The sequence below is a fragment of the Stutzerimonas stutzeri genome (genome assembly GCF_002890915.1).
GTDB lineage: Bacteria > Pseudomonadota > Gammaproteobacteria > Pseudomonadales > Pseudomonadaceae > Stutzerimonas > Stutzerimonas stutzeri_AF.
Map to the genome: position 1 here is coordinate 275,278 of NZ_POUT01000001.1, position 22,499 is coordinate 297,776.

The 22,499-nt window shown below is 67.1% G+C and carries 27 protein-coding genes; 18 read left to right on the forward strand and 9 right to left on the reverse strand.

What is annotated here, in order from left to right:
• The first annotated feature begins 70 nt into the window (after window positions 1-70).
• From hslV to CXK94_RS01310, 3 genes are all read left to right on the forward strand, one after another.
• Entirely contained in the window at window positions 71-607 is a 537-nt protein-coding gene (gene hslV, locus CXK94_RS01300; RefSeq protein ID WP_037043650.1) for an ATP-dependent protease subunit HslV, read from the forward strand.
• 33 nt (window positions 608-640) lie between these two features.
• Entirely contained in the window at window positions 641-1,981 is a 1,341-nt protein-coding gene (gene hslU / locus CXK94_RS01305; protein WP_102892982.1) for an ATP-dependent protease ATPase subunit HslU, read from the forward strand.
• Window positions 1,982-2,094: 113 nt separating this feature from the next.
• A complete protein-coding gene (locus CXK94_RS01310; RefSeq protein WP_037043645.1) occupies window positions 2,095-2,469 on the forward strand; it encodes a gamma-butyrobetaine hydroxylase-like domain-containing protein in 375 nt (124 codons plus the stop codon).
• 121 nt (window positions 2,470-2,590) lie between these two features.
• Here the strand turns inward: CXK94_RS01310 and CXK94_RS01315 are convergent, their stop codons facing one another.
• Complete coding sequence (locus CXK94_RS01315; RefSeq protein ID WP_037043643.1) at window positions 2,591-2,866, reverse strand: polyhydroxyalkanoic acid system family protein; 276 nt, start codon at window positions 2,864-2,866, stop codon at window positions 2,591-2,593.
• A gap of 207 nt (window positions 2,867-3,073) precedes the next feature.
• On the opposite strand from CXK94_RS01315, the gene ubiE reads away from it, so the two are divergent.
• The 10 genes from ubiE to CXK94_RS01365 all read left to right on the forward strand — a co-directional run bounded on the left by ubiE (window position 3,074) and on the right by CXK94_RS01365 (window position 9,620).
• Window positions 3,074-3,844 carry a bifunctional demethylmenaquinone methyltransferase/2-methoxy-6-polyprenyl-1,4-benzoquinol methylase UbiE gene (gene ubiE / locus CXK94_RS01320; protein ID WP_102892983.1) on the forward strand — a complete coding sequence of 257 codons (771 nt, stop codon included), beginning with the start codon at window positions 3,074-3,076 and terminating at the stop codon, window positions 3,842-3,844.
• A complete protein-coding gene (locus tag CXK94_RS01325; RefSeq protein WP_102892984.1) occupies window positions 3,844-4,467 on the forward strand; it encodes a ubiquinone biosynthesis accessory factor UbiJ in 624 nt (207 codons plus the stop codon). Before ubiE ends, CXK94_RS01325 begins: the two co-directional genes overlap by 1 nt.
• A complete protein-coding gene (gene ubiB / locus CXK94_RS01330) occupies window positions 4,464-6,074 on the forward strand; it encodes a ubiquinone biosynthesis regulatory protein kinase UbiB (RefSeq protein ID WP_102892985.1) in 1,611 nt (536 codons plus the stop codon). The genes CXK94_RS01325 and ubiB overlap by 4 nt, the downstream gene beginning before the upstream one ends.
• 49 nt (window positions 6,075-6,123) lie before the next feature.
• The gene (gene hisI / locus CXK94_RS01335) at window positions 6,124-6,519 is read left to right on the forward strand and encodes a phosphoribosyl-AMP cyclohydrolase (protein ID WP_037043899.1); all 396 of its coding nucleotides are present in this window, start codon (window positions 6,124-6,126) and stop codon (window positions 6,517-6,519) included.
• Complete coding sequence (locus tag CXK94_RS01340) at window positions 6,512-6,844, forward strand: phosphoribosyl-ATP diphosphatase (protein ID WP_102892986.1); 333 nt, start codon at window positions 6,512-6,514, stop codon at window positions 6,842-6,844. The genes hisI and CXK94_RS01340 overlap by 8 nt, the downstream gene beginning before the upstream one ends.
• 19 nt (window positions 6,845-6,863) lie before the next feature.
• A complete protein-coding gene (gene tatA / locus CXK94_RS01345; RefSeq protein ID WP_037043902.1) occupies window positions 6,864-7,094 on the forward strand; it encodes a twin-arginine translocase TatA/TatE family subunit in 231 nt (76 codons plus the stop codon).
• Window positions 7,095-7,187: 93 nt separating this feature from the next.
• Window positions 7,188-7,574: a Sec-independent protein translocase protein TatB gene (gene tatB / locus CXK94_RS01350; RefSeq protein ID WP_102892987.1), complete on the forward strand. Its 387-nt coding sequence runs from the start codon at window positions 7,188-7,190 to the stop codon at window positions 7,572-7,574.
• Window positions 7,571-8,374 carry a twin-arginine translocase subunit TatC gene (gene tatC, locus CXK94_RS01355; protein WP_102892988.1) on the forward strand — a complete coding sequence of 268 codons (804 nt, stop codon included), beginning with the start codon at window positions 7,571-7,573 and terminating at the stop codon, window positions 8,372-8,374. The genes tatB and tatC overlap by 4 nt, the downstream gene beginning before the upstream one ends.
• The gene (locus tag CXK94_RS01360) at window positions 8,371-9,078 is read left to right on the forward strand and encodes a 16S rRNA (uracil(1498)-N(3))-methyltransferase (protein ID WP_102892989.1); all 708 of its coding nucleotides are present in this window, start codon (window positions 8,371-8,373) and stop codon (window positions 9,076-9,078) included. Before tatC ends, CXK94_RS01360 begins: the two co-directional genes overlap by 4 nt.
• Before the next feature lie 122 nt (window positions 9,079-9,200).
• On the forward strand, window positions 9,201-9,620 hold the full coding sequence (locus CXK94_RS01365) for a UPF0158 family protein (protein ID WP_102892990.1): 420 nt from the start codon (window positions 9,201-9,203) through the stop codon (window positions 9,618-9,620).
• Between the two features lie 20 nt (window positions 9,621-9,640).
• On the opposite strand, the gene dtd is transcribed toward CXK94_RS01365, so the two are convergent.
• Window positions 9,641-10,078: a D-aminoacyl-tRNA deacylase gene (gene dtd, locus CXK94_RS01370; RefSeq protein WP_102892991.1), complete on the reverse strand. Its 438-nt coding sequence runs from the start codon at window positions 10,076-10,078 to the stop codon at window positions 9,641-9,643.
• Window positions 10,079-10,091: 13 nt separating this feature from the next.
• Window positions 10,092-11,063, reverse strand: a complete 972-nt coding sequence (gene pip / locus CXK94_RS01375) for a prolyl aminopeptidase (protein WP_102892992.1) — start codon at window positions 11,061-11,063, stop codon at window positions 10,092-10,094.
• A gap of 78 nt (window positions 11,064-11,141) precedes the next feature.
• Here pip and CXK94_RS01380 point away from each other — a divergent pair, with 78 nt between their 5' ends.
• Window positions 11,142-11,576 carry a hypothetical protein gene (locus CXK94_RS01380; protein ID WP_102892993.1) on the forward strand — a complete coding sequence of 145 codons (435 nt, stop codon included), beginning with the start codon at window positions 11,142-11,144 and terminating at the stop codon, window positions 11,574-11,576.
• Window positions 11,577-11,585: 9 nt separating this feature from the next.
• Here the strand turns inward: CXK94_RS01380 and bamE are convergent, their stop codons facing one another.
• From bamE to CXK94_RS01400, 4 genes are all read right to left on the reverse strand, one after another.
• Window positions 11,586-11,840 carry an outer membrane protein assembly factor BamE domain-containing protein gene (bamE, locus tag CXK94_RS01385; protein WP_037043918.1) on the reverse strand — a complete coding sequence of 85 codons (255 nt, stop codon included), beginning with the start codon at window positions 11,838-11,840 and terminating at the stop codon, window positions 11,586-11,588.
• Window positions 11,841-11,888: 48 nt separating this feature from the next.
• Window positions 11,889-12,491: a DUF924 family protein gene (locus CXK94_RS01390; protein ID WP_102893329.1), complete on the reverse strand. Its 603-nt coding sequence runs from the start codon at window positions 12,489-12,491 to the stop codon at window positions 11,889-11,891.
• A gap of 3 nt (window positions 12,492-12,494) precedes the next feature.
• Window positions 12,495-13,505, reverse strand: a complete 1,011-nt coding sequence (locus CXK94_RS01395; protein ID WP_102892994.1) for a class 1 fructose-bisphosphatase — start codon at window positions 13,503-13,505, stop codon at window positions 12,495-12,497.
• Between the two features lie 172 nt (window positions 13,506-13,677).
• Window positions 13,678-16,128, reverse strand: coding sequence for a glycogen/starch/alpha-glucan phosphorylase (locus CXK94_RS01400; RefSeq protein ID WP_102892995.1), 2,451 nt, complete (start codon window positions 16,126-16,128; stop codon window positions 13,678-13,680).
• A gap of 170 nt (window positions 16,129-16,298) precedes the next feature.
• On the opposite strand from CXK94_RS01400, the gene CXK94_RS01405 reads away from it, so the two are divergent.
• Both CXK94_RS01405 and CXK94_RS01410 read left to right on the forward strand, forming a co-directional pair.
• On the forward strand, window positions 16,299-16,736 hold the full coding sequence (locus CXK94_RS01405) for a YkgJ family cysteine cluster protein (protein WP_256046109.1): 438 nt from the start codon (window positions 16,299-16,301) through the stop codon (window positions 16,734-16,736).
• 173 nt (window positions 16,737-16,909) lie between these two features.
• Window positions 16,910-17,362, forward strand: a complete 453-nt coding sequence (locus tag CXK94_RS01410; RefSeq protein WP_037043924.1) for a thioesterase domain-containing protein — start codon at window positions 16,910-16,912, stop codon at window positions 17,360-17,362.
• 126 nt (window positions 17,363-17,488) lie between these two features.
• Here the strand turns inward: CXK94_RS01410 and cysQ are convergent, their stop codons facing one another.
• Together cysQ and nudE are read right to left on the reverse strand one after the other, a co-directional pair.
• Window positions 17,489-18,331 (reverse strand): 3'(2'),5'-bisphosphate nucleotidase CysQ, encoded by an 843-nt coding sequence (gene cysQ / locus CXK94_RS01415; protein WP_102892996.1) that lies wholly within the window; start codon window positions 18,329-18,331, stop codon window positions 17,489-17,491.
• Entirely contained in the window at window positions 18,328-18,894 is a 567-nt protein-coding gene (gene nudE, locus CXK94_RS01420; RefSeq protein WP_102892997.1) for an ADP compounds hydrolase NudE, read from the reverse strand. The genes cysQ and nudE overlap by 4 nt, the downstream gene beginning before the upstream one ends.
• A 123-nt stretch (window positions 18,895-19,017) precedes the next feature.
• On the opposite strand from nudE, the gene yrfG reads away from it, so the two are divergent.
• Window positions 19,018-19,698, forward strand: coding sequence for a GMP/IMP nucleotidase (gene yrfG, locus CXK94_RS01425; protein WP_037043932.1), 681 nt, complete (start codon window positions 19,018-19,020; stop codon window positions 19,696-19,698).
• Window positions 19,699-19,872: 174 nt separating this feature from the next.
• Window positions 19,873-22,428 (forward strand): hybrid sensor histidine kinase/response regulator, encoded by a 2,556-nt coding sequence (locus CXK94_RS01430; RefSeq protein WP_102892998.1) that lies wholly within the window; start codon window positions 19,873-19,875, stop codon window positions 22,426-22,428.
• Window positions 22,429-22,499 lie beyond the last annotated feature (71 nt).

Consider the following 22,499-nt stretch of genomic DNA (forward strand, 5'->3'; position numbering starts at 1 on the left):
AAAGCTCCAGGGGCTCCCCCATATCAAGCGCATTCGGGCATTCATCGCCCCGCTGCGTGGAGATTTCCCCTTGACCACCATCGTTTCAGTGCGCCGCAACGGCAAAGTCGTCATGGGCGGCGATGGCCAGGTTTCCCTGGGCAACACCGTCATGAAGGGCAACGCCAAGAAGGTCCGCCGTCTCTACCACGGCCAGGTGCTGGCCGGCTTCGCTGGTGCCACCGCCGACGCCTTCACCCTCTTCGAGCGCTTCGAGGGCCAGCTGGAAAAACACCAGGGCCACCTGGTCCGCGCCGCCGTCGAGCTGGCCAAGGACTGGCGTACCGACCGCTCGCTGAGCCGCCTGGAAGCCATGCTGGCGGTGGCCAACAAGGACGCCTCGCTGATCATCACCGGCAACGGCGACGTGGTGCAGCCCGAGGACGACCTGATCGCCATGGGCTCCGGCGGCGGCTTCGCCCAGGCCGCGGCCAAGGCGCTGCTGCTCAAGGCCGGCGACGACATGTCGGCCCAGGAAATCGCCGAGACGGCGCTGAACATCGCCGGCAGCATCTGCGTGTTCACCAACCAGAATCTGACCATCGAGGAGCTGGACAGCGAGGTCTAGTACCGGCCGTCCCGTCCCTCCGGAGTACCGAAAATGCCCATGACGCCCCGCGAGATCGTCCACGAACTCAACCGCCACATCATCGGCCAGGACGACGCCAAGCGTGCCGTCGCCATCGCCCTGCGCAACCGTTGGCGGCGCATGCAGCTGCCGGCCGAGCTGCGCCAGGAAGTCACCCCGAAGAACATCCTGATGATCGGCCCGACCGGCGTCGGCAAGACCGAGATCGCCCGCCGCCTGGCCAAGCTGGCCAACGCGCCGTTCATCAAGGTGGAAGCGACCAAGTTCACCGAAGTCGGCTATGTCGGCCGCGACGTCGACTCGATCATCCGCGACCTGGCCGACGCCGCGCTGAAGATGCTACGCGAGCAGGAAGTGCACCGGATGCGCCACCGCGCCGAGGACGCCGCCGAGGAGCGCATCCTCGACGCCCTGCTGCCGCCGGCTCGCGCCGGCTTCAACGAGGACCCGGCACCAAGCAGCGATTCCAACACCCGCCAGTTGTTCCGCAAGCGCCTGCGCGAAGGCCAGCTGGACGACAAGGAGATCGACATCGAGGTCGCCGAAAGTCCCGCTGGCGTCGAGATCATGGCCCCGCCCGGCATGGAGGAGATGACCAACCAGTTGCAGAACCTGTTCGCCAACATGGGCAAGGGCAAGAAGAAGAGCCGCAAGCTGAAGATCAAGGACGCGCTCAAATTGATCCGCGACGAGGAAGCCGCGCGCCTGGTCAACGAGGAAGAGCTCAAGGCCCGCGCCCTGGAAGCGGTGGAGCAGAACGGCATCGTCTTCATCGACGAGATCGACAAGGTCGCCAAGCGCGGCAACACCGGCGGCGCCGACGTCTCCCGCGAGGGCGTGCAGCGCGACCTGCTGCCGCTGATCGAGGGCAGCACGATCAACACCAAGCTGGGCATGGTCAAGACCGACCACATCCTGTTCATCGCCTCGGGCGCCTTCCACCTGTCCAAGCCCAGCGACCTGGTGCCGGAACTGCAGGGCCGCCTGCCGATCCGCGTCGAACTCAAGGCGCTGACCCCGCAGGACTTCGAGCGCATCCTCAGCGAACCGCATGCCAGCCTCACCGAGCAGTACCGCGAGCTGCTGAAGACCGAGGGCCTGCACGTCGAATTCCTCGCCGATGGCATCCAGCGCATCGCCGAGATCGCCTGGCAGGTCAACGAGAAGACCGAGAACATCGGCGCGCGCCGCCTGCACACCCTGCTCGAGCGCCTGCTGGAAGAAGTCTCCTTCAGCGCCGCCGACCTGGCCGGCCAGCGTAACGGCGAGCCGATCCGCATCGACGCGGCCTACGTCAACGAGCACCTCGGCGAACTGGCGCAGGACGAAGACCTGTCGCGGTATATCCTTTAAAAGCAGCTGGAAGCTGGAAGCCAGAAACTGGAAGAAGGGTATGGATGACCTGTTCAGCAGCAGACAGGCTTCCGGCTTTGGCTTTCCGCTTCAAGCTCATACGGAGTATGCCCATGCGCATCCCCACCGCCATCAAGCTGCACAAGGCCTCGAAGACGCTGGAGCTGGAATACGGCGGCGCTGAACGCTACGTCCTGCCCGCCGAATTCCTGCGCGTGCACTCGCCTTCGGCCGAGGTGCAGGGCCATGGCAATCCGGTGTTGCAGACCGGCAAGCTGAATGTCGGCCTGGAGCGAATCGAGCCCGCCGGCCAGTACGCCCTGAAGCTGACCTTCAGCGACGGCCACGACAGCGGGCTGTTCACCTGGGACTACCTGGAACGCCTGGCGCTGAATCAGCAGGTGCTCTGGGATGACTACCTTGCGGCCCTGGCGGCCGCCGGCAAATCCCGCGACCCCGATGAGTCGGTGGTCAAGCTGATGCTCTGAGCGCGAAACCGTGGATCGCGTTCCAGCGATCCACCGGGCGACGCTGCGGTGGATGTAAAAAGCGACAGCCACCCTAGCTCGCCGTCTCGCCACATTCGGTGCGCTGACGGCAGCGCGGGGCTCAGGCCAGCGCCTTGTCCAGCGCGCGCTCGATCTGGCTCTGGATGCTGCTGCCCATCGCCGAGAGCAGCAGGCCGAGCTTGAGCTGTACCCTGACGCTGTCCGCGTGCACCTCGATGCGGCCGTCCGCCCCGCTACGCTTGACCGCCAGCACGTCGCCCTGCCACTGGCAGTGCACGCCGTACTCGCGGGCCAGCCGCCCAGCCAGCTGCTCGGCCTTCTCGCGAGCGGCCTCGCGGCCGAGGCTATGGGAACGTTCGACGATGATCTGGGCCATTACGACTCCTGGCTGCTGTGCCCGAAAAGGTGCGCACTATAGCAAAGCGCCGGCATACGGCGCGAAGGCCGCCGACCGCGCCCCAAACCCACGTCGCCCCCTGCGACGCGTCGTCGCTGCGCCTTTTGCCGACCGCTCGCAGCTGGACGCTTATTAGCTGGCTTTTTAGGTTTAGAATGCCCGGCACATTCTTCCGGTGACAGTGACATGACCGATCCCCGCAAAGCGCATGACGCAGAACCGACCACCCATTTCGGCTACACGAACGTGCCGGAAAGCCAGAAGGCGCAGAAGGTGGCCGAGGTGTTCCACTCCGTGGCCGCCAAGTACGACCTGATGAACGACCTGATGTCGGGTGGCATCCACCGGCTGTGGAAGCGCTTCACCATCGAACTCTCCGGCGTGCGCCACGGCAACCGCGTGCTGGACATCGCCGGCGGCACCGGCGACCTGACCCGGCAGTTCTCGCGCATCGTCGGTCCCAGCGGCGAAGTGGTGCTGGCCGATATCAACGCCTCGATGCTCAAGGTCGGCCGCGACAAGCTGCTGGACAAGGGCGTGGCCGGCAACGTCCGGTTCGTCCAGGCCGACGCCGAGAAGCTGCCGTTCCCTGACAATTACTTCGACGTGGTGACCATCGCCTTCGGCCTGCGCAACGTGACGCACAAGGAAGACGCCATCGCCTCGATGCTGCGCGTACTCAAGCCGGGCGGCCGGCTGCTGGTGCTGGAGTTCTCCAAGCCGACCAACCAGCTGTTCTCCAAGGCCTACGACGCCTATTCGTTCAGCCTGCTGCCACTGATGGGCAAGCTGATCACCAACGACGCCGACAGCTACCGCTACCTGGCCGAGTCGATCCGCATGCACCCGGACCAGGAAACCCTCAAGGGCATGATGGTCGACGCCGGCTTCGAGCGCGTCACCTACCACAACATGACCGGCGGTATCGTCGCCCTGCACCGGGGCATCAAGCCCTGATGCTGCGCGCGGCTCTGCTGGCCGGTGCCGAGCGCGGCATCAATCGCGTCCTGCGCCTGGACCCCACGGCACTGCCGCGGTTGGCGCGGCTGGGCGGACGGATCATCGAGATCGACTGCACGGCGCCGGCCTGGCGGCTGTTCCTGCTCGCCGACGACGAAGGCCTGCGCCTGGCCTCCAGCTGGGGCGCGGAAGCCGATTGCCGCCTGCGCGCGCCGGCCACCAGCCTGCTGCGCCTGGCCGCCAGCCGCGACAAGACCGCCGTGCTGCATGGCCCGGACGTGGAGATCGACGGCGACAGCGGCCTGCTGATGGGGCTGGCCGAAATTCTCCAGGACCTGGAGCTCGACTGGGAATACGAATTCTCGCGCTGGCTCGGCCCGGTCGGCACCCAGCTGCTCGGCAGCAGCCTGCGCAACCCGCTGCACTGGATGCGTGAAAACGCTGACACGTTGCGCCAGGACCTGGCCGACTATCTCAGTGAAGAAGCCCGCGCCCTGGTTGGCCAGGCCGAAGCCCAGGCGTGCTTCGACGAACTGGACGACATGAAGCTCACCCTCGACCGCCTCGAGGCCCGCATCGAGCGCCTCGCCCACAACCTGAATCCAGATCGCCCCGAATGAAGCTGTTCGCCGCCGCCCGCCGCCTGTTCCGCATCCTGCTGGTGGTGATCCGCTACCGCCTCGATGACATCATCCTCGACCTGCCGATGCCCTGGTGGCTGCGCGGCACCAGCTACCTGCTGCCCTGGCGCTGGATTCCGCGGCGGCACAGCGAGCTGTCGCGCGGCGCCCGCCTGCGCCTGGCGCTGGAGGAACTGGGGCCGATCTTCATCAAGTTCGGCCAGTTGCTCTCGACCCGTCGCGACCTGCTGCCGCCGGACATCGCCGACGAACTGGCGATGCTCCAGGACCGCGTGCCGCCGTTCGACTCCGCCCGCGCCACCGCGCTGATCGAGCAGCAGCTGGGCGCCCCGGTCGACGAGCTGTTCGCCCGCTTCGACAGCAAGCCGCTGGCCTCGGCCTCGGTGGCCCAGGTACATGCGGCCCGGCTGCGCAGCGGCGAGGAAGTGGTGGTCAAGGTGGTGCGGCCGAATCTCAAGCCGGTCATCGCCCAGGACCTGGCCTGGCTGTTCATGCTGGCCAAGAGCGCCGAGCGGATCTCCATCGACGCCCGCCGCCTGCACCTGGTGGAGGTGGTCGAGGACTACGCCAAGACCATCTACGACGAGCTCGACCTGCTGCGCGAGGCGGCCAATGCCAGCCAGCTCAAGCGTAACTTCGAGGGCTCGGCGCTGCTCTACGTGCCGCAGGTGTACTGGGACTACTGCCGCCCGCAGGTGTTGGTGATGGAGCGCATCTACGGCGTGCCGGTCACCGACATGGCTGCGCTGGCGCGGCAGAATACCGACATGCGCCAGCTCGCCGAGCGCGGCGTGGAAATCTTCTTCACCCAGGTGTTCCGCGACAGCTTCTTCCATGCCGACATGCATCCCGGCAACATCTTCGTCAGCACCCACCAGCCCTGGAGCCCGCAGTACATTGCGGTGGACTTCGGCATCGTCGGCAGCCTGACGCCGGAGGACCAGGACTACCTGGCGCGCAACCTGATGGCCTTCTTCAAGCGCGACTACCGCAAGGTCGCGCAGCTGCACATCGACTCGGGCTGGGTGCCGGCGGAAACCAAGGTCAACGAATTCGAGGCGGCGATCCGTACCGTCTGCGAGCCGATCTTCGAGAAGCCGCTGAAGGACATCTCCTTCGGCCAGTTGCTGGTGCGCCTGTTCCAGGTGGCGCGGCGCTTCAACATGGAGGTCCAGCCGCAGCTGGTGCTGCTGCAGAAAACCCTGCTCAACATCGAGGGCCTGGGCCGCGAGCTGTACCCGGACCTTGACCTGTGGAGCACCGGCCAGCCCTACCTGGAGCGCTGGATGCGCGAGCGCATGAGCCCGCGGCAACTGCTCAGGAACGTGCAGGCGCAGATCGAGCAGGTCCCGCACCTGGCGCACATGACCCGCGAGCTGCTCGAGCGCATGTCCAATCCGCATGCCGACAACCCGCCGCCGCCCTGGCACGAGCGCCATCGCGGCTGGTCGCTGCGCCTGACTGGCGCCGTGCTGCTGGGCGGCGGCGCGACCCTGGCGAGCAACGCCGCCAGCTTCACCGCGCTGGCCGCCTGGCCGGCCTGGCTCATGCTGGCGGCGGGCATCCTCATCGTGGTGCGCCGATAGCCAGCGCCGATTCGGGCTGGCACACTTGGCGCATTGAGCGGAGAATTCGATGAACTGGCTGGACGAGATCAACTGGAACGCCGACGGCCTGGTCCCGGCGATCGCGCAGGACCACAAGACGGGCCGCGTGCTGATGATGGCCTGGATGAACCGCGAGGCCCTGGCGCTGACCGCGCAGGAGAACCGCGCCATCTACTGGTCGCGCTCGCGCGGCAAGTTGTGGCGCAAGGGCGAGGAGTCCGGCCACGTGCAGCGGCTGCACGAACTGCGCCTGGACTGCGACGCGGACGTGATCATCCTCATGGTCGAGCAGATCGGCGGTATCGCCTGCCATACCGGCCGCGAAAGCTGCTTCTACCGCGTCTACGAAAACGGCGCCTGGAAAACCGTCGAACCGGTCCTCAAGGACCCCGGCGCCATCTATGCGGAGCACAAGCATGAGTGACACCTTCGCCCGCCTGGCCGAGGTGCTGGAAGCCCGCAAGGATGCGGCGCCGGACAGCTCCTACGTGGCCAGCCTGTATCACAAGGGGCTGAACAAGATTCTCGAAAAGGTCGGCGAGGAATCGGTGGAGACCATCCTCGCCGCCAAGGACGCCGCCATCAGCGGCGACTGCAGCGACCTGATCTACGAAACCGCCGATCTCTGGTTCCACAGCCTGGTCATGCTCGCCGCCCTCGGCCAGCACCCGCAGGCGGTACTGGACGAGCTGGACCGGCGCTTCGGTCTCTCCGGGCACGCGGAAAAAGCCGCGCGCCCGCAAACCTGATTACATCGGAGATATCACCATGGGTTTTGGCGGCATCAGCATCTGGCAACTCCTGATCATCCTGCTCATCGTCATCATGCTGTTCGGCACCAAGCGCCTCAAGGGCCTGGGCTCCGATCTCGGCGATGCGATCAAGGGCTTCCGCAAATCCATGGGCACCGACGAGGACAAGCCCGGCGTGGAAGAGAAGCCGGGGCAGACCATCGACGCCCAGGCACGCAAGGTCGAAGAGCCGACCAAGAAAGACTAGTCCCAACGCACGACGCGACCGCACGTCGACGGACCTCCAGCCGGATGCCCGCCCTTGCGCGGCCGCTCTCCCTTTTGATGTGAGCACGTCCTGATGTTCGATATCGGTTTCACCGAACTGCTGCTGGTCGGCCTGGTGGCGCTGCTGGTGCTCGGCCCGGAACGCCTGCCCGGCGCGGTGCGCACCACCGGCTTGTGGGTCGGCCGCCTGAAACGCAGCTTCAGCAACATCAAGGCCGAGGTCGAGCGCGAGATCGGCGCCGACGAGATTCGCCGGCAGTTGCACAACGAGCGCATCCTCGACCTCGAACGGGAAATGAAGCAAAGCATCCTGCCGCCGGCGACCGGCACCGCCGCGAGCGCGGGCGACAGCAAACCCGCCTCCAGCAGCCCGGCCGAACCGGCCAGCGTCGAACAGCCGGCCGAGTCGCCCAAGGCCGCCGAACCCGCTCCACGCCCTGACAGATCGCCCGAACCATGAGCCAGTCTTCCATCGACGATCAGGAAATGCCGCTGGTCGCCCACCTGACCGAGCTACGCAAGCGCCTGCTGCGCTGCGTGATCGCCATCGGCCTGCTGTTCGGCGGGCTGTTCTACTTCTCCCAGCAGATCTACGCGCTGGTCGCCGCACCGCTGCGCGCCTATCTGCCGGAAGGCGCGACGATGATCGCCACCGGCGTCGCCTCGCCGTTCCTGACGCCGTTCAAGCTGACGCTGATGGTCGCGCTGTTCCTCTCGATGCCGATCATCCTGCACCAGATCTGGGGCTTCATCGCCCCCGGCCTGTACAAGCACGAGAAGCGCATCGCCGTGCCGCTGCTGGTGTCGAGCATCTTCCTGTTCTATGCCGGCATGGCCTTCGCCTACTTCGTGGTGTTCCCGATCATGTTCGGCTTCTTCGCCAGCGTGACCCCGGAAGGCGTGGCGATGATGACCGATATCGGCCAGTACCTGGATTTCGTCCTCACGCTGTTCTTCGCCTTCGGCGTGGCGTTCGAGATTCCGGTGGCGACCTTCCTGCTGATCTGGGTCGGTATCGTCGATGTCGCCAGCCTGCGCAAGAGTCGACCCTACGTGATCGTCGGCTGTTTCGTGGTCGGCATGGTGCTGACGCCGCCGGACGTGTTCTCGCAGGCACTGCTGGCCGTGCCGATGTGGCTGCTGTTCGAGGCCGGGCTGATCTGCGGCAGCATGGTCAAGAAGCGCGACGCGCATTTCCGTGGCGATGCCGAGCCGGAGGCCTCGGAACCCGGCGACCAGCCACCCGCGCCACGGCCGTGAACCTGCTGCTGCTGGAACCGGCCGATTTCGTCGCCGACGACCGCGTGCTGCTGCGCGACCGGCGCCTCACGCACCTGCAGCAGGTACATCGCGCCGAGGCCGGCGAAACCCTGCGCGTCGGCTTGCTCGGCGGCCACATGGGCAGCGGTCGCCTGCTGCGCCTGGATGCCCGCGAGGCCGAACTGCGAGTGACCCTCGACCAGCCGCCGCCGGCCAAGCTGCCGGTGACCCTGCTGCTCGCCCTGCCGCGGCCGAAGATGCTGCGCCGGGTGCTGCAGACCGTCGCTGCCATGGGCGTGCCGCGGCTGGTGCTGCTCAACAGCTACCGGGTGGAAAAGAGCTTCTGGCAGACGCCCTTCCTCGAACCCGCGGCCATTCGCGAACAACTGGTCCTGGGCCTGGAGCAGGCGCGCGATACCGTGCTGCCCGAGGTCAGCATCGAAAAGCGCTTCAAGCCCTTCGTCGAGGATCGCCTGCCACAGCTGGCCGCCGGCACCCGCGGCCTGCTCGGCCATCCGGGCGACTATCCGGCCTGTCCCCGTGCGCTGGCCGAGCCGGTGACCCTGGCCATCGGCCCGGAAGGCGGCTGGATTCCCTACGAGGTGGAAAAGCTCGCCGCCGCCGGCCTGCAGCCGGTGCAGCTCGGCGAGCGCATCCTGCGCGTGGAAACGGCGGTCAGCGCGCTACTGGCCCGGTTGTTCTGAGCGAATCGACGACGGCGTTTACAGCCGGCCCCGATGAACGTAGCGCACCCAGCCGGTGCACGAGGGTCAGAGAGCTAGGGTCTTCCCCCCGACAGAATCCCAATCAAAGAGCCGTCCTTGCCATGCGACCACTGACCATCGACTTGCACCGCCTGGAATACGCACTGGACGGGCGCGATACCGCCGAATACTACCTCGACCTGGAAAACGGCGAGATTCGCGCGGTCTTCCCCGGCGAGCCGGCACCCGGCGCCATGGAGAAGTACGACGTGCAGCAGGATCGCTATCTGCACATAGAGCCGCTGGAACTGGCGCAATCGATCGCCATGCGCGAAGCCTTCCTGTTCACCCAGCACGACCCCATCGCGCATGCCGTGCTGAGCAATGCGCTGAACGGTCGCAAACCGCTGCGCACCTTCGATTTCAAGCTGGAAGATTTTCCCGAGACTCGCGAGGCCTGGCTGCGCTACCAGACCGTGCAGCTTCGCGAATATGCCATCAGCTGGCTGCACGACAACGACCTGGAGCCGGCCGGGCGCTGAGGTCCGAGCCGGCCCGTGATTCAGCTTTCCAGCAGGAAGGTCACCGGCCCGTCGTTGAGCAGGTGCACCTGCATCTCGGCGCCGAAACGCCCGCAGGCCACCTGCGGGTGCTGCTGGCGCGCCTGCGCGAGCAGGTAGTCGTAGAGTTCTTCGCCCTGCGCCGGTGGCGCGGCGGAGGAAAAGCTCGGGCGCAGGCCACTGCGGGTATCGGCCGCCAGGGTGAACTGCGACACCAGCAGCAGGCCGCCGCCGACGTCCTTCAACGAGCGGTTCATCCGCCCCTCGGCATCGCCGAACACCCGGTAGTTGAGCAGCTTGTGCAGCAGCTTGTCGGCCCGCGCACGGTCGTCCTCGCGTTCGACGCCGACCAGTACCAGCAGGCCCTGGTCGATGGCGCCGACCACCTCACCGGCGACTTCGACTCGTGCATGCCGCACGCGCTGGATCAGCCCCTTCATCCGAGCGTCTCCATCAGGCATCCGCCGGCGGCAGGTCGAGCAGGCGATGGGCGATCTCGCCGGTGGCGCGCACCAACGCATCGGCGATCCCGCTTTCCGCCGCGGAATGGCCGGCGTCGCGGATGATCTGCAGCTCGCTGTTCGGCCAGGCCTGGTGCAGCGCCCAGGCATTGTCCAGCGGGCAAATGGCATCGTAGCGGCCATGCACGATGATGCCGGGCAGGTGGGCGATCTTCGGCATGTCGCGCAGCAACTGGTCCGGCTCGAGGAAGGCCTGGTTGACGAAGTAGTGGCATTCGATGCGCGCCATCGACAGCGCGCGATGGGCATCGGTGAAGCGCTCGACCACGTGGTTGTTCGGCCGCAGGGTGGCGGTGCGCCCCTCCCAGCAGGACCAGGCCTTGGCCGCGTGCATCTGGGCGATCTGGTCGCTGCCGGTGAGCCTGCGGTAGTACGCCTGCATCAGGTCGTCGCGCTCCTCCGGCGGGATCGGCGCGATGAAGTCCTGCCAGTAGTCGGGGAACAGGCGGCTGGCGCCGTCCTGGTAGAACCAGGCCAGGTCGTGCGGCCGGCAGAGGAAGATGCCGCGCAGGATCAGTGCGTGCACGTGCTCGGGGTAGGCCTGGGCGTAGGCCAGCGACAGCGTCGAGCCCCAGGAGCCGCCGAACAGCACCCACTTGTCGATGCCCAGGTGTTCGCGGATGCGCTGCATGTCGGCGATCAGGTGCGCGGTGGTGTTGCCCTCCAGGCTCGCATGCGGCGTCGAGCGCCCGCAGCCGCGCTGGTCGAAGGTGATGATGCGGTACAGGGTCGGGTCGAAGAAGCGCCGGCTGATGGCGTCGCAGCCGCCGCCGGGGCCGCCATGCACGAACACCACCGGCAGACCATCCGGCGAACCGCTCTCGTCGACGTAAAGCACATGCGGTTCTTCGACCGCCAGCTCGTGCCGGGCGTAGGGTTTTATCTCCGGAAACAAGGTCTGCATGGCACACTCCCGATCTACGGCGGGCCGGCCAGCCCGCATGACGTTAGCGGCATCATAACGAGGTTCGAGGCGTTGAGCATGTCACCGTGGAAATTAGCCGCTGCCATCCCCCTGCTCTGTGCACTGTCGCTCGCCAGCTGCGCGCGCGACGATCCGGAAGCGGCGCTGCAGGCCGCCGCCGAGAGGCTCCAGGCCAGCCTGGAAAGCAAGCAGACCAGCGTGCTGATGGAGCTGCTGCACGCCGACTTCCAGGCCCAGCGGCAGTACGACCGCGACTGGGCCAGGCGTACCGCAGCGCTGATGTTCCTGCGCCATCGCAACGTCAAGGTGATCGCGCTGACCCAGCGAAGCTGGATCGATCCCACTTATCCCGACCGAGGCCATACCGAGGCACAGCTCGCCCTGACCGGCGCCGAAGCGCTGATTCCACAGCGGGCAGGCCACTACCAGGTCCGGCTGCAGTGGCGGCGGGAAGGGAACGACTGGCAACTGGCGCAGCTGGACTGGGACTGAGCGGGGCGGCTACTTGAGGCCCTTGCCGGAAAACATCATCACCTTGTCGCCGGCGAACTGCACGCTGATGAAGCGGTTCTTCTCGCCCCAGGTGCAGCTGGACATGCCCAGCGCGCCGGCGCACTCGGCCGGCTTGCCGAGCAGCCGCTCCACCTCGGCGCGTTCCATGCCGGGCTTGAGCTTGGCGAAGTTCTCCTGGGTGATCGGGCTGCAGGCGCCGAGCAACAGCGCGGCGGCGATCAGCAATGGGGTACGCAACGACATATCGAGCTCCTTGCTTCTTTATAGGATTCACTGCATCGCAGCCGGCACTCAGAAGCCCGAGCCCGGCCGTGCCAGAAAGGCCGCCTCGGCGTCGCTGGACTCGCGCCCGAGCATGGCGTTGCGATGGGGAAAGCGGCCAAAACGCGAGATCACCTCGCGGTGGCGCTCGGCATAATCGAGAAAGTCGTCGTACAGCTTGCGCTCGTCGGCCACGGCGATGTCCCGCAGCGCGGTGAAGTGCGCGACGGCCAGCTCCTGCACGGCGAGATTCTCGGTGTGCTCCAGCACCAGGTAGACGAATACCCGCTGGATCGGCGCCAGCAGCATGTCGCCACCGTGCGCCAAACCAGCGCGGACCAGCTGCTGGGCACGCGCGTCGCCGGCGAACGCCTGCGGCGTGCCGCGATGGATCATCCGCGGCAGCTGGTCGAGCAACAGCAGCAACGCCAGCCAGCCCTCGGGCTGCCCGGCCCATTCCTGCAGGCCGCCATCGAGCGCCTGCTGCGTCCAGGCACCGAAGCGCTCGCCGGCCTCGGCATCCTGCGCCGGCTTGTAGCCGAACCACAGCGCATGCTTCTCGGCGGCGATGTCAGCCGCCGTGGCGCCCTGGCCGAACCACCAGTCGAGTAGTTGCTGCCAGGGGGCCGGCATCACTCAGCCCTGGTGGTAGCCGGTGATGCGTTCGACTTCTTCCTTCGAGCCGAGGAACACTGCCACGCGCTGGTGCAGGGACTCGGGCTGGATATCGAGGATGCGCTGCAGGCCATTGGTGGCCGCGCCGCCGGCCTGCTCGATGATCATCGACATCGGGTTGGCCTCGTACATCAGGCGCAGCTTGCCGGGCTTCTCCGGCTCGCGGGCGTCGCGCGGGTACATGAACAGGCCGCCGCGGGTGAGGATGCGGTGCACGTCGGCGACCATCGAGGCGATCCAGCGCATGTTGTAGTTCTTGCCCAGCGGCCCGGTCTCGCCGGCCAACAGCTCGCCGACGTAGCGCCTGACCGGCTCTTCCCAGTGGCGCTGGTTGGACATGTTGATGGCGAATTCGGCGGTGCTTTCCGGCACTCGCAGACGCTCGTGGGTGAGTACGAAGCTGCCCAGCTCGCGGTCCAGGGTGAAGCCCATGACGCCATCGCCGAGGGTCAGCACCAGCATGGTCTGCGGGCCGTAGATGGCGTAGCCGGCGGCGACCTGCTTGGTGCCGGGCTGGAGGAAGGCTTCCTCGCCCAGCGCGTCGTTCTGGCTGAAGCAGGCATCCGGGCAGCGCAGCACCGAGAAGATGGTGCCGACCGAGACGTTCACGTCGATGTTGCTGGAGCCGTCCAGCGGATCGAAGACTAGCAGGTAGGCGCCCTTGGGGTACTTGCCGGGAATCTGGTAGGCGTTGTCCATTTCCTCGGAAGCCATGCCGGCCAGGTGCCCGCCCCATTCGTTGGCCTCCAGCAGGATCTCGTTGGAGAGCACGTCGAGCTTCTTCTGCACCTCGCCCTGGATGTTCTCGCTGTCGTTACTGCCCAGCACCCCGCCGAGGGCGCCCTTGGATACCGCGTGGCTGATCTCCTTGCACGCTCGCGCGACCACCTCGATTAGAAAGCGCAGGTCCGCCGGGGTGTTGTTGCTGCGAGTCTGCTCGATGAGGTAGCGACTGAGGGTTACGCGTGACATGGAAATGGCTCCGGAGGAAGGATAAACCCGCGCAGTTTAGCAGGCCGCGGGGAAACTAACTCCCCTCAGACCGGCAGGCAGCAGGCAGAGTTCAGCGAAACGGCAAGCGGCCGCCGGCATTGCTGGTGGCACCGCCGGTACAGCCTGCCGGGCGGGCTCGCCGGCAGGCGCGCTACATGACCTTCCAGATATCGCGGGCATATTCGCGGATGGTCCGGTCCGAAGAGAACCAGCCCATCCGCGCGGTGTTCAGCACCGCCGAGCGCCACCAGCGGGCCGGATCGCGCCAGCACACCTCGACATCCAGCTGCGCCTGCCAGTAGGCGTCGAAGTCGGCGCAGACCATGAAGGTGTCGTGCCAGCTGAGGCCGTCCACCAGGCCGGCGTAGCGGGCCGGGTCCTCCGAGCAGAAGGCGCCGCCACGAATCGCCGCCAGCACCTCCTTGAGCCGTGGGGTGGCGTCGATGGTGGCCTCGGCGTTGTATTCGTTGGCGAGCTTGCGCGCGCTCACCTGCTGCGCGGTGAGGCCGAAGATGAACATGTGCTCCAGCCCCACCTGCTCGCTCATCTCGACATTGGCGCCGTCCAGCGTGCCGATGGTCAGCGCGCCGTTGAGGGCGAACTTCATGTTGCTGGTGCCGGAAGCCTCCAGGCCGGCGGTGGAGATCTGCTCGGAGAGGTCGGCGGCGGGAATGATGTCCTCGGCCAGGCTGACGTTGTAGTTGGGCAGGAACACCACCTTGAGCAGGCCGCGCACCGTGGGGTCGGCGTTGATGGTGTTGGCGATGTCGTTGCTCAGCTTGATGATCAGCTTGGCCTGGTGATAGCTGGCCGCCGCCTTGCCGGCGAAGATCTTCACCCGCGGTACCCAGTTGCCGCCCGGATCGTCGCGAATGGCGTGGTACAACGCCACGGTGTGCAGCAGATTGAGCAACTGGCGCTTGTATTCGTGGATGCGCTTGACGTGCACGTCGAACAGCGCCTGCGGATCGACGCAGATGCCCAGGCGCTCGTGGATCACATTCGCCAGATGACGCTTGTTGGCCAGCCGCTGCTCGGCGAATCGCTGGCGGAAGTGCGCCTGCTCGGCATAGGGCTCGAGCTCGCGCAGGCGCGTCTCCGGCGCATCGAGCAGGTCCTCGCCGAGGTTGTCGACCAGCAGCCGGGTGAGCTGCGGGTTGGCCTGGTACAGCCAGCGGCGGAAGGTGATGCCGTTGGTCTTGTTGTTGATCCGCTGCGGATACAGCCCGTGCAGGTCGGTGAACACCGTCTTGCGCATCAGCTGGGTATGCAGGGCCGAGACGCCATTGGTGCTGTGCGAACCGAGGAAGGCCAGGTTGCCCATGCGCACCCGGCGGCCGTGGTCCTCCTCGATCAGCGAGACCGAGCGCAGCAGGTCGGCGTCGTGCAGCCCGCGCTCGCGCAGGCAGTCGAGGTGGAAGGCGTTGATCAGGTAGATGATCTGCATGTGCCGCGGCAGCAGGCGCTCCATCAGCCCCACCGGCCAGGTTTCCAGCGCCTCGGGCAGCAGCGTGTGGTTGGTATAGGACAGCGTCGCGGTGGTCAACCGCCAGGCATGCGTCCACTCGTAGCCGTGCACGTCGACCAGCAGGCGCATCAGCTCGGCCACGGCGATCGCCGGGTGGGTGTCGTTGAGCTGGATGGCGGCGAACTCCGGTAGGTTGTCCAGCGTGCCGCGCTGCTTGAGGTGGCGGCGCAGCAGGTCCTGCAACGAGGCGGCGACGAAGAAATATTCCTGGCGCAGGCGCAGCTCCTGGCCGGCCTCGGTGCTGTCGGCCGGGTAGAGCACCCGCGAGATGCTTTCGGCGCGCGCCTCTTCGGCGGCGGCACCGATATGGTCGCCGGCGTTGAAGCGCTCCAGATGGAAATCCGCCTCCGGCCGGGCGCGCCACAGGCGCAGGGTGTTCACGCCCGCCCCGCGCCAGCCGACGATCGGCGTGTCGTAGGCGATCGCCCGCACGCCTTCGGCCCAATGCCAGAAATGCTGCACCTCGCCGCGCTCGTCGGTACTGGCGGCGACGTTGCCGCCGAAACCGATCAGGTAGCTGACCTCCGAGCGCTCGAACTCCCAGGGGTTGCCCAAATCCAGCCAGGTTTCGGTCTGCTCGTGCTGCCAGCCATCGACGATGGCCTGACGGAACAGGCCATGGTCGTAGCGGATGCCGTAACCGTGCGAGGCCACGCCCAGGGTCGCCATGCTTTCCATGAAGCAGGCCGCCAGGCGCCCCAGGCCACCGTTACCCAGCGCCGCATCCGGCTCCAGCAGGCGGATGCGGTCGATATCCACGTCCAGCTCCGCCAGCGCTTCGCGCGCCACCTCGAACAGGCCGAGGTTGCTCAGGCTGTCGACCAGCAGGCGGCCGATGAGGAATTCCAGGGAAAGGTAGTAGACCCGCTTCTGGCCCTCGCGGTAGGTCTGCCGGGTGCAGTCCATCCAGCGATCGATGGTGCTGTCGCGCGCGGCCAGGGCGACGGCCTCGAACCAGTCATGGTCCGAGGCATGCTCCGGGTCCTTGCCCACCGCGTAGGTGAGCTTGCGCAACACGCGTTCACGGAAAGCGGTGACCTCATCGGCGGTGGGATTAACGGTTTCCTGCGTCATGGACAGACCTCGGTTAGCGAAGACACACAAAAGGGACTCATGGCAGCCGCGCCCGTTCATCTACGGCGTTGACGATTCTGAAAGGTTTGCAGGTTTCCCTTACATCTGCGCTACCGCCTGTCCGGCAATGGCGAGGGGTGGAAACACTGGCAATTCCCGCGCAGATCGCTATGATCGCGCCGCCCCACCTGCTCGAACGCCCGCCCGTGAAGAACAAGCTGATCGCCTCCGCCGACCCGGATCGCCTGGAAACCTGGGTGCGCTACAGCAATGGCCTGTGCCGCGACTGCCATGCGACCTGCTGCACCCTGCCGGTGGAAGTGCGCATCGACGACCTGATCCGCCTGGAGCTGGTCGACGCCTTCGAGCGCGACGAGCCGGCAAAGGCCATCGCCAGGCGCCTGGGCAAGGCCGGCATCGTCGAGCATTTCAACCACAAGCACGAAATCTTCACCCTGACCCGGCTGGCCAACGGCGACTGCCTCTATCTGGACCGCAAGGCCCGCCTCTGCAGCGTCTATGCCAAACGCCCGGACACCTGCCGCAACCACCCGCGCATCGGCCCGCGACCGGGTTACTGCGCCTACCGCAGCAAGTCTTCGGGCTGACGCCGGCGCACCACCAGCTACCCCCGGCGGCATCTCCGGCACCGTTCGGGAACACCAGCCGCCAGGCGCGCCGGCCGCCCGGCGAAAGTCGCGAACGGGCTGGCCAAACCGTGACTCAAGAGTCATGCTTGGCGTCTGTCTGTATCTTCGTAACGTTTAGGAACCGCCCCGGCATGAGCCGCGATAGCCGCTACCTGGAAGCCATCCTCCATCACGACATCCCGCTGACCCGCTCGCTGGGCCTGCGCGTCGATCAGTGGGAAAACCACGAGCTGCGCCTGCAGGTACCGCTGCAGCCGAACATCAACCACAAGAGCAGCATGTTCGGCGGCAGCCTGTATTGCGCCGCGGTACTGGCCGGCTGGGGCTGGCTGCACCTGCGCCTGCGCGAGGCGGGCATCGAGGACGGCCATATCGTCATCCACGAGGGGCAGATCGAATACCCGTTGCCGGTGGTGGACGACGCCATCGCCATCTGCTCGGCACCGAGCGAAGCCGCCTGGGAACGCTTCGAGGCCATCTACCGCCGCCGCGGCCGCTCGCGCCTGGAGCTGCAAAGCCGGATCCTGGCGGCCGACGGCCGCGATGCCGTGCGTTTCACCGGGCAGTTCGTCTTGCATAAATAAAAGCTGGAAACGATGCGTAGGGCGGGTGAAACCCGCCGATGTGCGGGGCGCCAGCTCCGTTTGGCGGGTTGCAACCCGCCCTACGCCGCCCCCATCAGCGCGCCTGCCAGGCGCTTTCTTCCAGCTTCAAGCTTCCGGCTTCAAGCCGCTTTCGCTGCCCCGCGCGATACCGATCAGCCCGTCACGCCAGGCGACACCCCCGGGCAAGGCCAGGAACGAGGGATTGAGATAGCTCTCCCGCGCCTCATAGCTCAGCGGCGCACCGTTGATATCCAGCACCTCGCCACCGGCGCCTTCGAGCACGCCCTGGGCCGCGGCCGTATCCCACTGCGAGGTGGGTGCCAGGCGCGGATAGCAATCGGCCGCGCCTTCGGCGAGCAGGCAGAACTTCAGCGAACTGCCGACATTCACCAGCGCCAGCTCGCCGAAGCGCTGGCGCAGGCCAGCGAGCAGGCGCTCCTGGGCGGGGCTGCTGTGGCGTCGGCTGGCCACCAGGGTGAACGCCTGCGGCGAACGCTGGCGCACGCGCAAGGGCTGGGTATCACCCGAGGCTTCACTGCGCCAGGCGCCGAAATCCTCGCCACCGTAATAACAGCGGCCGCTGGCGGGTATCCCGACCACGCCGAAGCGCACCTTGCCCTGCTCGACCAGAGCCACGTTGACGGTGAACTCCTCGCTGCCGGCGATGAATTCCTTGGTGCCGTCCAGCGGATCGACCAGCCACCAGCGCGTCCAGCCGGCCCGCTCGCCGAGCGGCGCCGCGCAGTCCTCTTCCGAAAGCACCGGGATGCTGGCATCCAGCGCCGTCAGGCCCTCCAGCAACACGTGATGGGCGGCCAGGTCCGCAGCCGTGACCGGCGACGCATCGGCCTTGGCCTGCACCTCCAGCTCGCTGCGCCAGTACGGCAGGATCGCCTCGCCGGCCTGGCGCACCAGATCGATCACCGCCGACAGATAGGGATGGCTCATGGGGTGAACTCCCCGCGCTGGGTCAATAGATCGCGGGCCAGGTAGAGCGCCGCCAGGGCGCGCCCCTCGCTGAACTGCGGATGCTGGATCAGGCTCGACAGCTCGCGCAGGCTGACCTGCTCGATACGCATCGGCTCCGGCTCGTCTCCGGGGAGGTGCTCGGGATACAGGTCGCGCGCCAGCACCACCTGGATCTTCTGGCTCATGTAGCCCGGCGACAGCGACAGCTCGGTCAGCAGCTCCAGGCGCCGGGCGCCGAAACCGGCCTCTTCCTTGAGTTCGCGGTTGGCGGCCTCCAGCACATCCTCGCCGGGTTCGATCAGGCCCTTGGGCAGGGACAGCTCGTAGCTGTCGGTGCCGCCGCAGTATTCCTCGATCAGCAGGGCGTTCTCGCCGTCGACCAACGCCACGATCATCACCGCGCCGTAGCCGCTGCCCTTGCCGACCAGGCGCTCGTAGGTGCGCTCCACGCCGTTGGAAAAGCGCAGCTGCAATTCCTCGACACGGAACAGGCGGCTGCTAGCGACGATCTCACGAGCGAGCACGGTGGGTTTCTGGCGCATGGGCAACTCCTGGAAACGCGAGCGGCTATCATAACCCGGCTTTTTGCGATGACCGTGAGCGCTTTGCAACCAGCCGACCACCGACGCCCCTTTCAACCCATCGCCGCACGAAGAGCCTGCCCCATGATCGCGTCCCTGCCCTGGTCCGAAATCGACACCGTCCTGCTCGACATGGACGGCACCCTGCTGGACCTGCATTTCGACAACCACTTCTGGCTCGAACTGCTGCCGCAGCGCTACGCCGAACGCCACGCCATCAGCCGCGCGATGGCCGAACTGGAGCTGGCGCCGCTGTTCAACGAACACGTCGGCAAGCTCACCTGGTACTGCCTGGACTACTGGAGCCGTGAGCTCGACCTGCCGATCCGCGAGATGAAGCGCGAGGTGGCCGAGCTGATCGCCCTGCGCCCGGCCGCCGACGAATTCCTCGGCGCCCTGCGCGCGGCGGGCAAGCGCGTGGTATTGATCACCAATGCGCATCGCGACTCGCTGTCGCTGAAACTGGAGAAGGTCGAACTGGCGCCCTGGTTCGATCGCCTGATCAGCTCCCACGACTATGGCTTCCCCAAGGAAGAGGCGCAGTTCTGGCATGCGCTCAGGCAGGACCTGGCATTCGACCCGGCGCGCGCGCTGTTCATCGACGACAGCCTGCCGATCCTGCGTAGCGCCCGGCGCTTCGGCGTGGCCCACCTGCTCGCGGTTCGCGAACCGGACAGCCGCCGCGCGCCGAAGGACACCGAGGAGTTCGCCGCGGTCGAGGATTACCTCGACCTGGTGCGCAGCCTGCAAGGCCACCGGGCCTGACGGGAAACGCTGCGCCCCTGGCCGCGCAGGCCTTACACTTGGCCGCGCTGTCGCCGACAGCACCCGGTTCCAGGACGAACGGGGGGGCGACAAGCATCGAAACGACGGAACCGAAACGCCCGCTACCTGTCTCGGTTCCGCAGTTCAGCCACGGATTGATCGATAGGACACGACATGCCAGCAGCAGGGGCCGACCTCTGGCCGCACAGCAACAGCGAGATGGGGCGGCAGATCCGCCGGCACGACTGGAGCGCGACGAAGCTCGGGCCACCCCGGTGCTGGCCGGCGGCCCTGCGCGTACTGCTCGATACCATCCTCGAGGCCCCGCTGCCGATGTGCATCCTCTGGGGCGAGCAGGCGCTGCAACTGTACAACGACGCCCATGCCGCGCTGATCGGCAGCCGCCACCCCGCCGAACTCGGCCAGCCCGCCTGCAGCCGCTGGGGCGCGACCTGGGAACTGCTCGCGCCGGCCTGCGACACCGCCCGCCGCGGCGAGGCCCGCGTGTTGTACAACCAGCACCTGAAGCTCGAACGCGACGGCGAGCTCGTCGAGGCCTGGTTCAACCTCGCCCTCAGCCCGATCCGCGACGACCGGCAGGGCATCGGCGGGCTGCTGCTGTGCCTCTGCGAAACCAGCGACCGCGTGCGCACCGAGGCCCGCCTGTCGCAGGCCGCGCTGCGCTACAAGCTCAGCGCCGAAGCCCACCGGCTCAGCGAACACCGCCTGCAGCTGGCGCTGGAGGCCAGCGACCTGATCGGCATCTGGGACTGGGACATCGGCCCCGGCAGCGCGCCCGCCGGGGCCGAGCTGTCACGCGTCCACCAGCTCGAACTGCCCGGCGGCAGCCAGGGACTCTCGCTCGAGGCGTTCTTCGAGCACATCCATGGCGATGACCATGGCCGCGTGCGCGCCGCGCTGGAGCAGTGCATCGCCAGCGGAGGCGAACTGGCCGAGCGCTATCGCCTGCACAGCGACGGCGGCGAAACGCGCTGGGCCTTCGCCCGCGGGCGCTGCCACTACGACGACACCGGCCGGGCACTGCGCTTTACCGGCGCGGTGATGGACATCACCCGGCAACACCTCAGCGAAGAGGCCCTGCGCAACAGCGAAGCCGAGCTGAAGATCATCACCGACGCCCTGCCCGTGCTGATCGCCTACATCGACGACCAGGAGCGCTTCCGCTTCCACAACCGCTCCTGCCGCGAATGGCTCGGCCAGTCCCGGCTGGTCGGGCGGACCTTGCAGGAGGTGCTCGGCGAGCAGGTCTATGCCAGCCGCACGGGGAACATCCGTGCCGCGCTGAGCGGGCAGCGGGTCGCCTTCGAGGCCAGCCACCAGGGCGACGGCACGTCACGCCACCTGCTGGTACAGTACCTGCCGCGGCACGACGAGCACGAGGTGGTACAGGGCTTCTTCGTCCTCGCCCTCGACGTCAGCGAACGGCGCCAGGCCGAGCAGGCGCTGCGCGAACTCAACGAGACGCTGGAGAGCCGCGTCCAGGAGCGTACCGAGGCGCTGGCGGAAGTCTACGAGCGCCTGCTCAAGGAAATGGCCACCCGCGAGCAGACCCAGGCCGCGCTGCGCCAGGCGCAGAAGATGGAGGCGGTCGGCCAGCTCACCGGCGGCATCGCCCACGACTTCAACAACATGCTCACCGGCATCATCGGCGGGCTCGACCTGATCCAGCGCTACATCCAGTCCGGCCGCCACGCCGAGACCCAGCGCTTCATCGAGGCCGCGGCCACCTCGGCCAATCGCGCCGCGGCGCTGACCCACCGCCTGCTGGCCTTCGCCCGCCGCCAGCCGCTGAACCTCAAGCGGGTCGAGCTGAACGAGCTGATCGATTCGATGCGCGACCTGCTGAGCCGCACGCTGGGCAGCCATATCCGCATCGAGAGCGACCTGCAGGCCGGACTATGGGCCGCCAACAGCGACGAGAACCAGCTGGAAAGCGCCCTGCTCAACCTGGTGATCAATGCGCGCGACGCCATGCCCGACGGCGGCACCCTGCGCATCGCCACCGCCAACGTGCAGTTGCAGCGCCAGGGCGAGATCGGCGAGCTGGCCGCCGGACGCTATGTCACCCTCAGCGTCGCCGACAGCGGCTGCGGCATGACCGCCAAGGTGCTGGCCAGCGTCTTCGAGCCCTTCTTCACCACCAAGCCCATCGGCCAGGGAACCGGCCTCGGCCTGTCGATGATCTACGGCTTCACCCGCCAGGCCGGGGGCCACGTGCAGATCACCAGCACCCCCGGCGAAGGTACCGAGGTGCGCCTCTACCTGCCGGCCCACCAGCAACAACCGCAAACGGCTGCCGTCGCTGGCGAAGCCGGCGGCGCGCTGCAGGCGCAGCAGGGCGAAACCGTACTGGTGGTCGAGGATGATCCGGCGGTCCGCCTGCTGGTCCTCGATGTGCTGGAAATGCTCGGCTACCGCGCCCTGGAAGCGGCCGACGGCAACCGCGCGGTGGAAGTGCTGGGAACCGACGAGCACATCGACCTGCTGATCACCGATGTCGGCCTGCCGGGAATGAATGGCCGGCAACTGGCCGACATCGCCCGCCAGCGCCGTCCCGACCTGCTGGTGCTGTTCATGACCGGCTATGCCGAGCAGGCCGCCAGCAGCGGCTTCCTCGACCCCGGCATGGACATGATCAGCAAGCCGTTCAACCTCGACGAGCTGGCCAAGCGCGTGCGCGACATGCTCATCGCCGCCGACCGGCGCTGACGCCCAGGACGCCCCCGTGAAGGGGCTGACGCCTGCGAGGCCCCGACCGCCTCACCAAGCCAAAGTTCCTA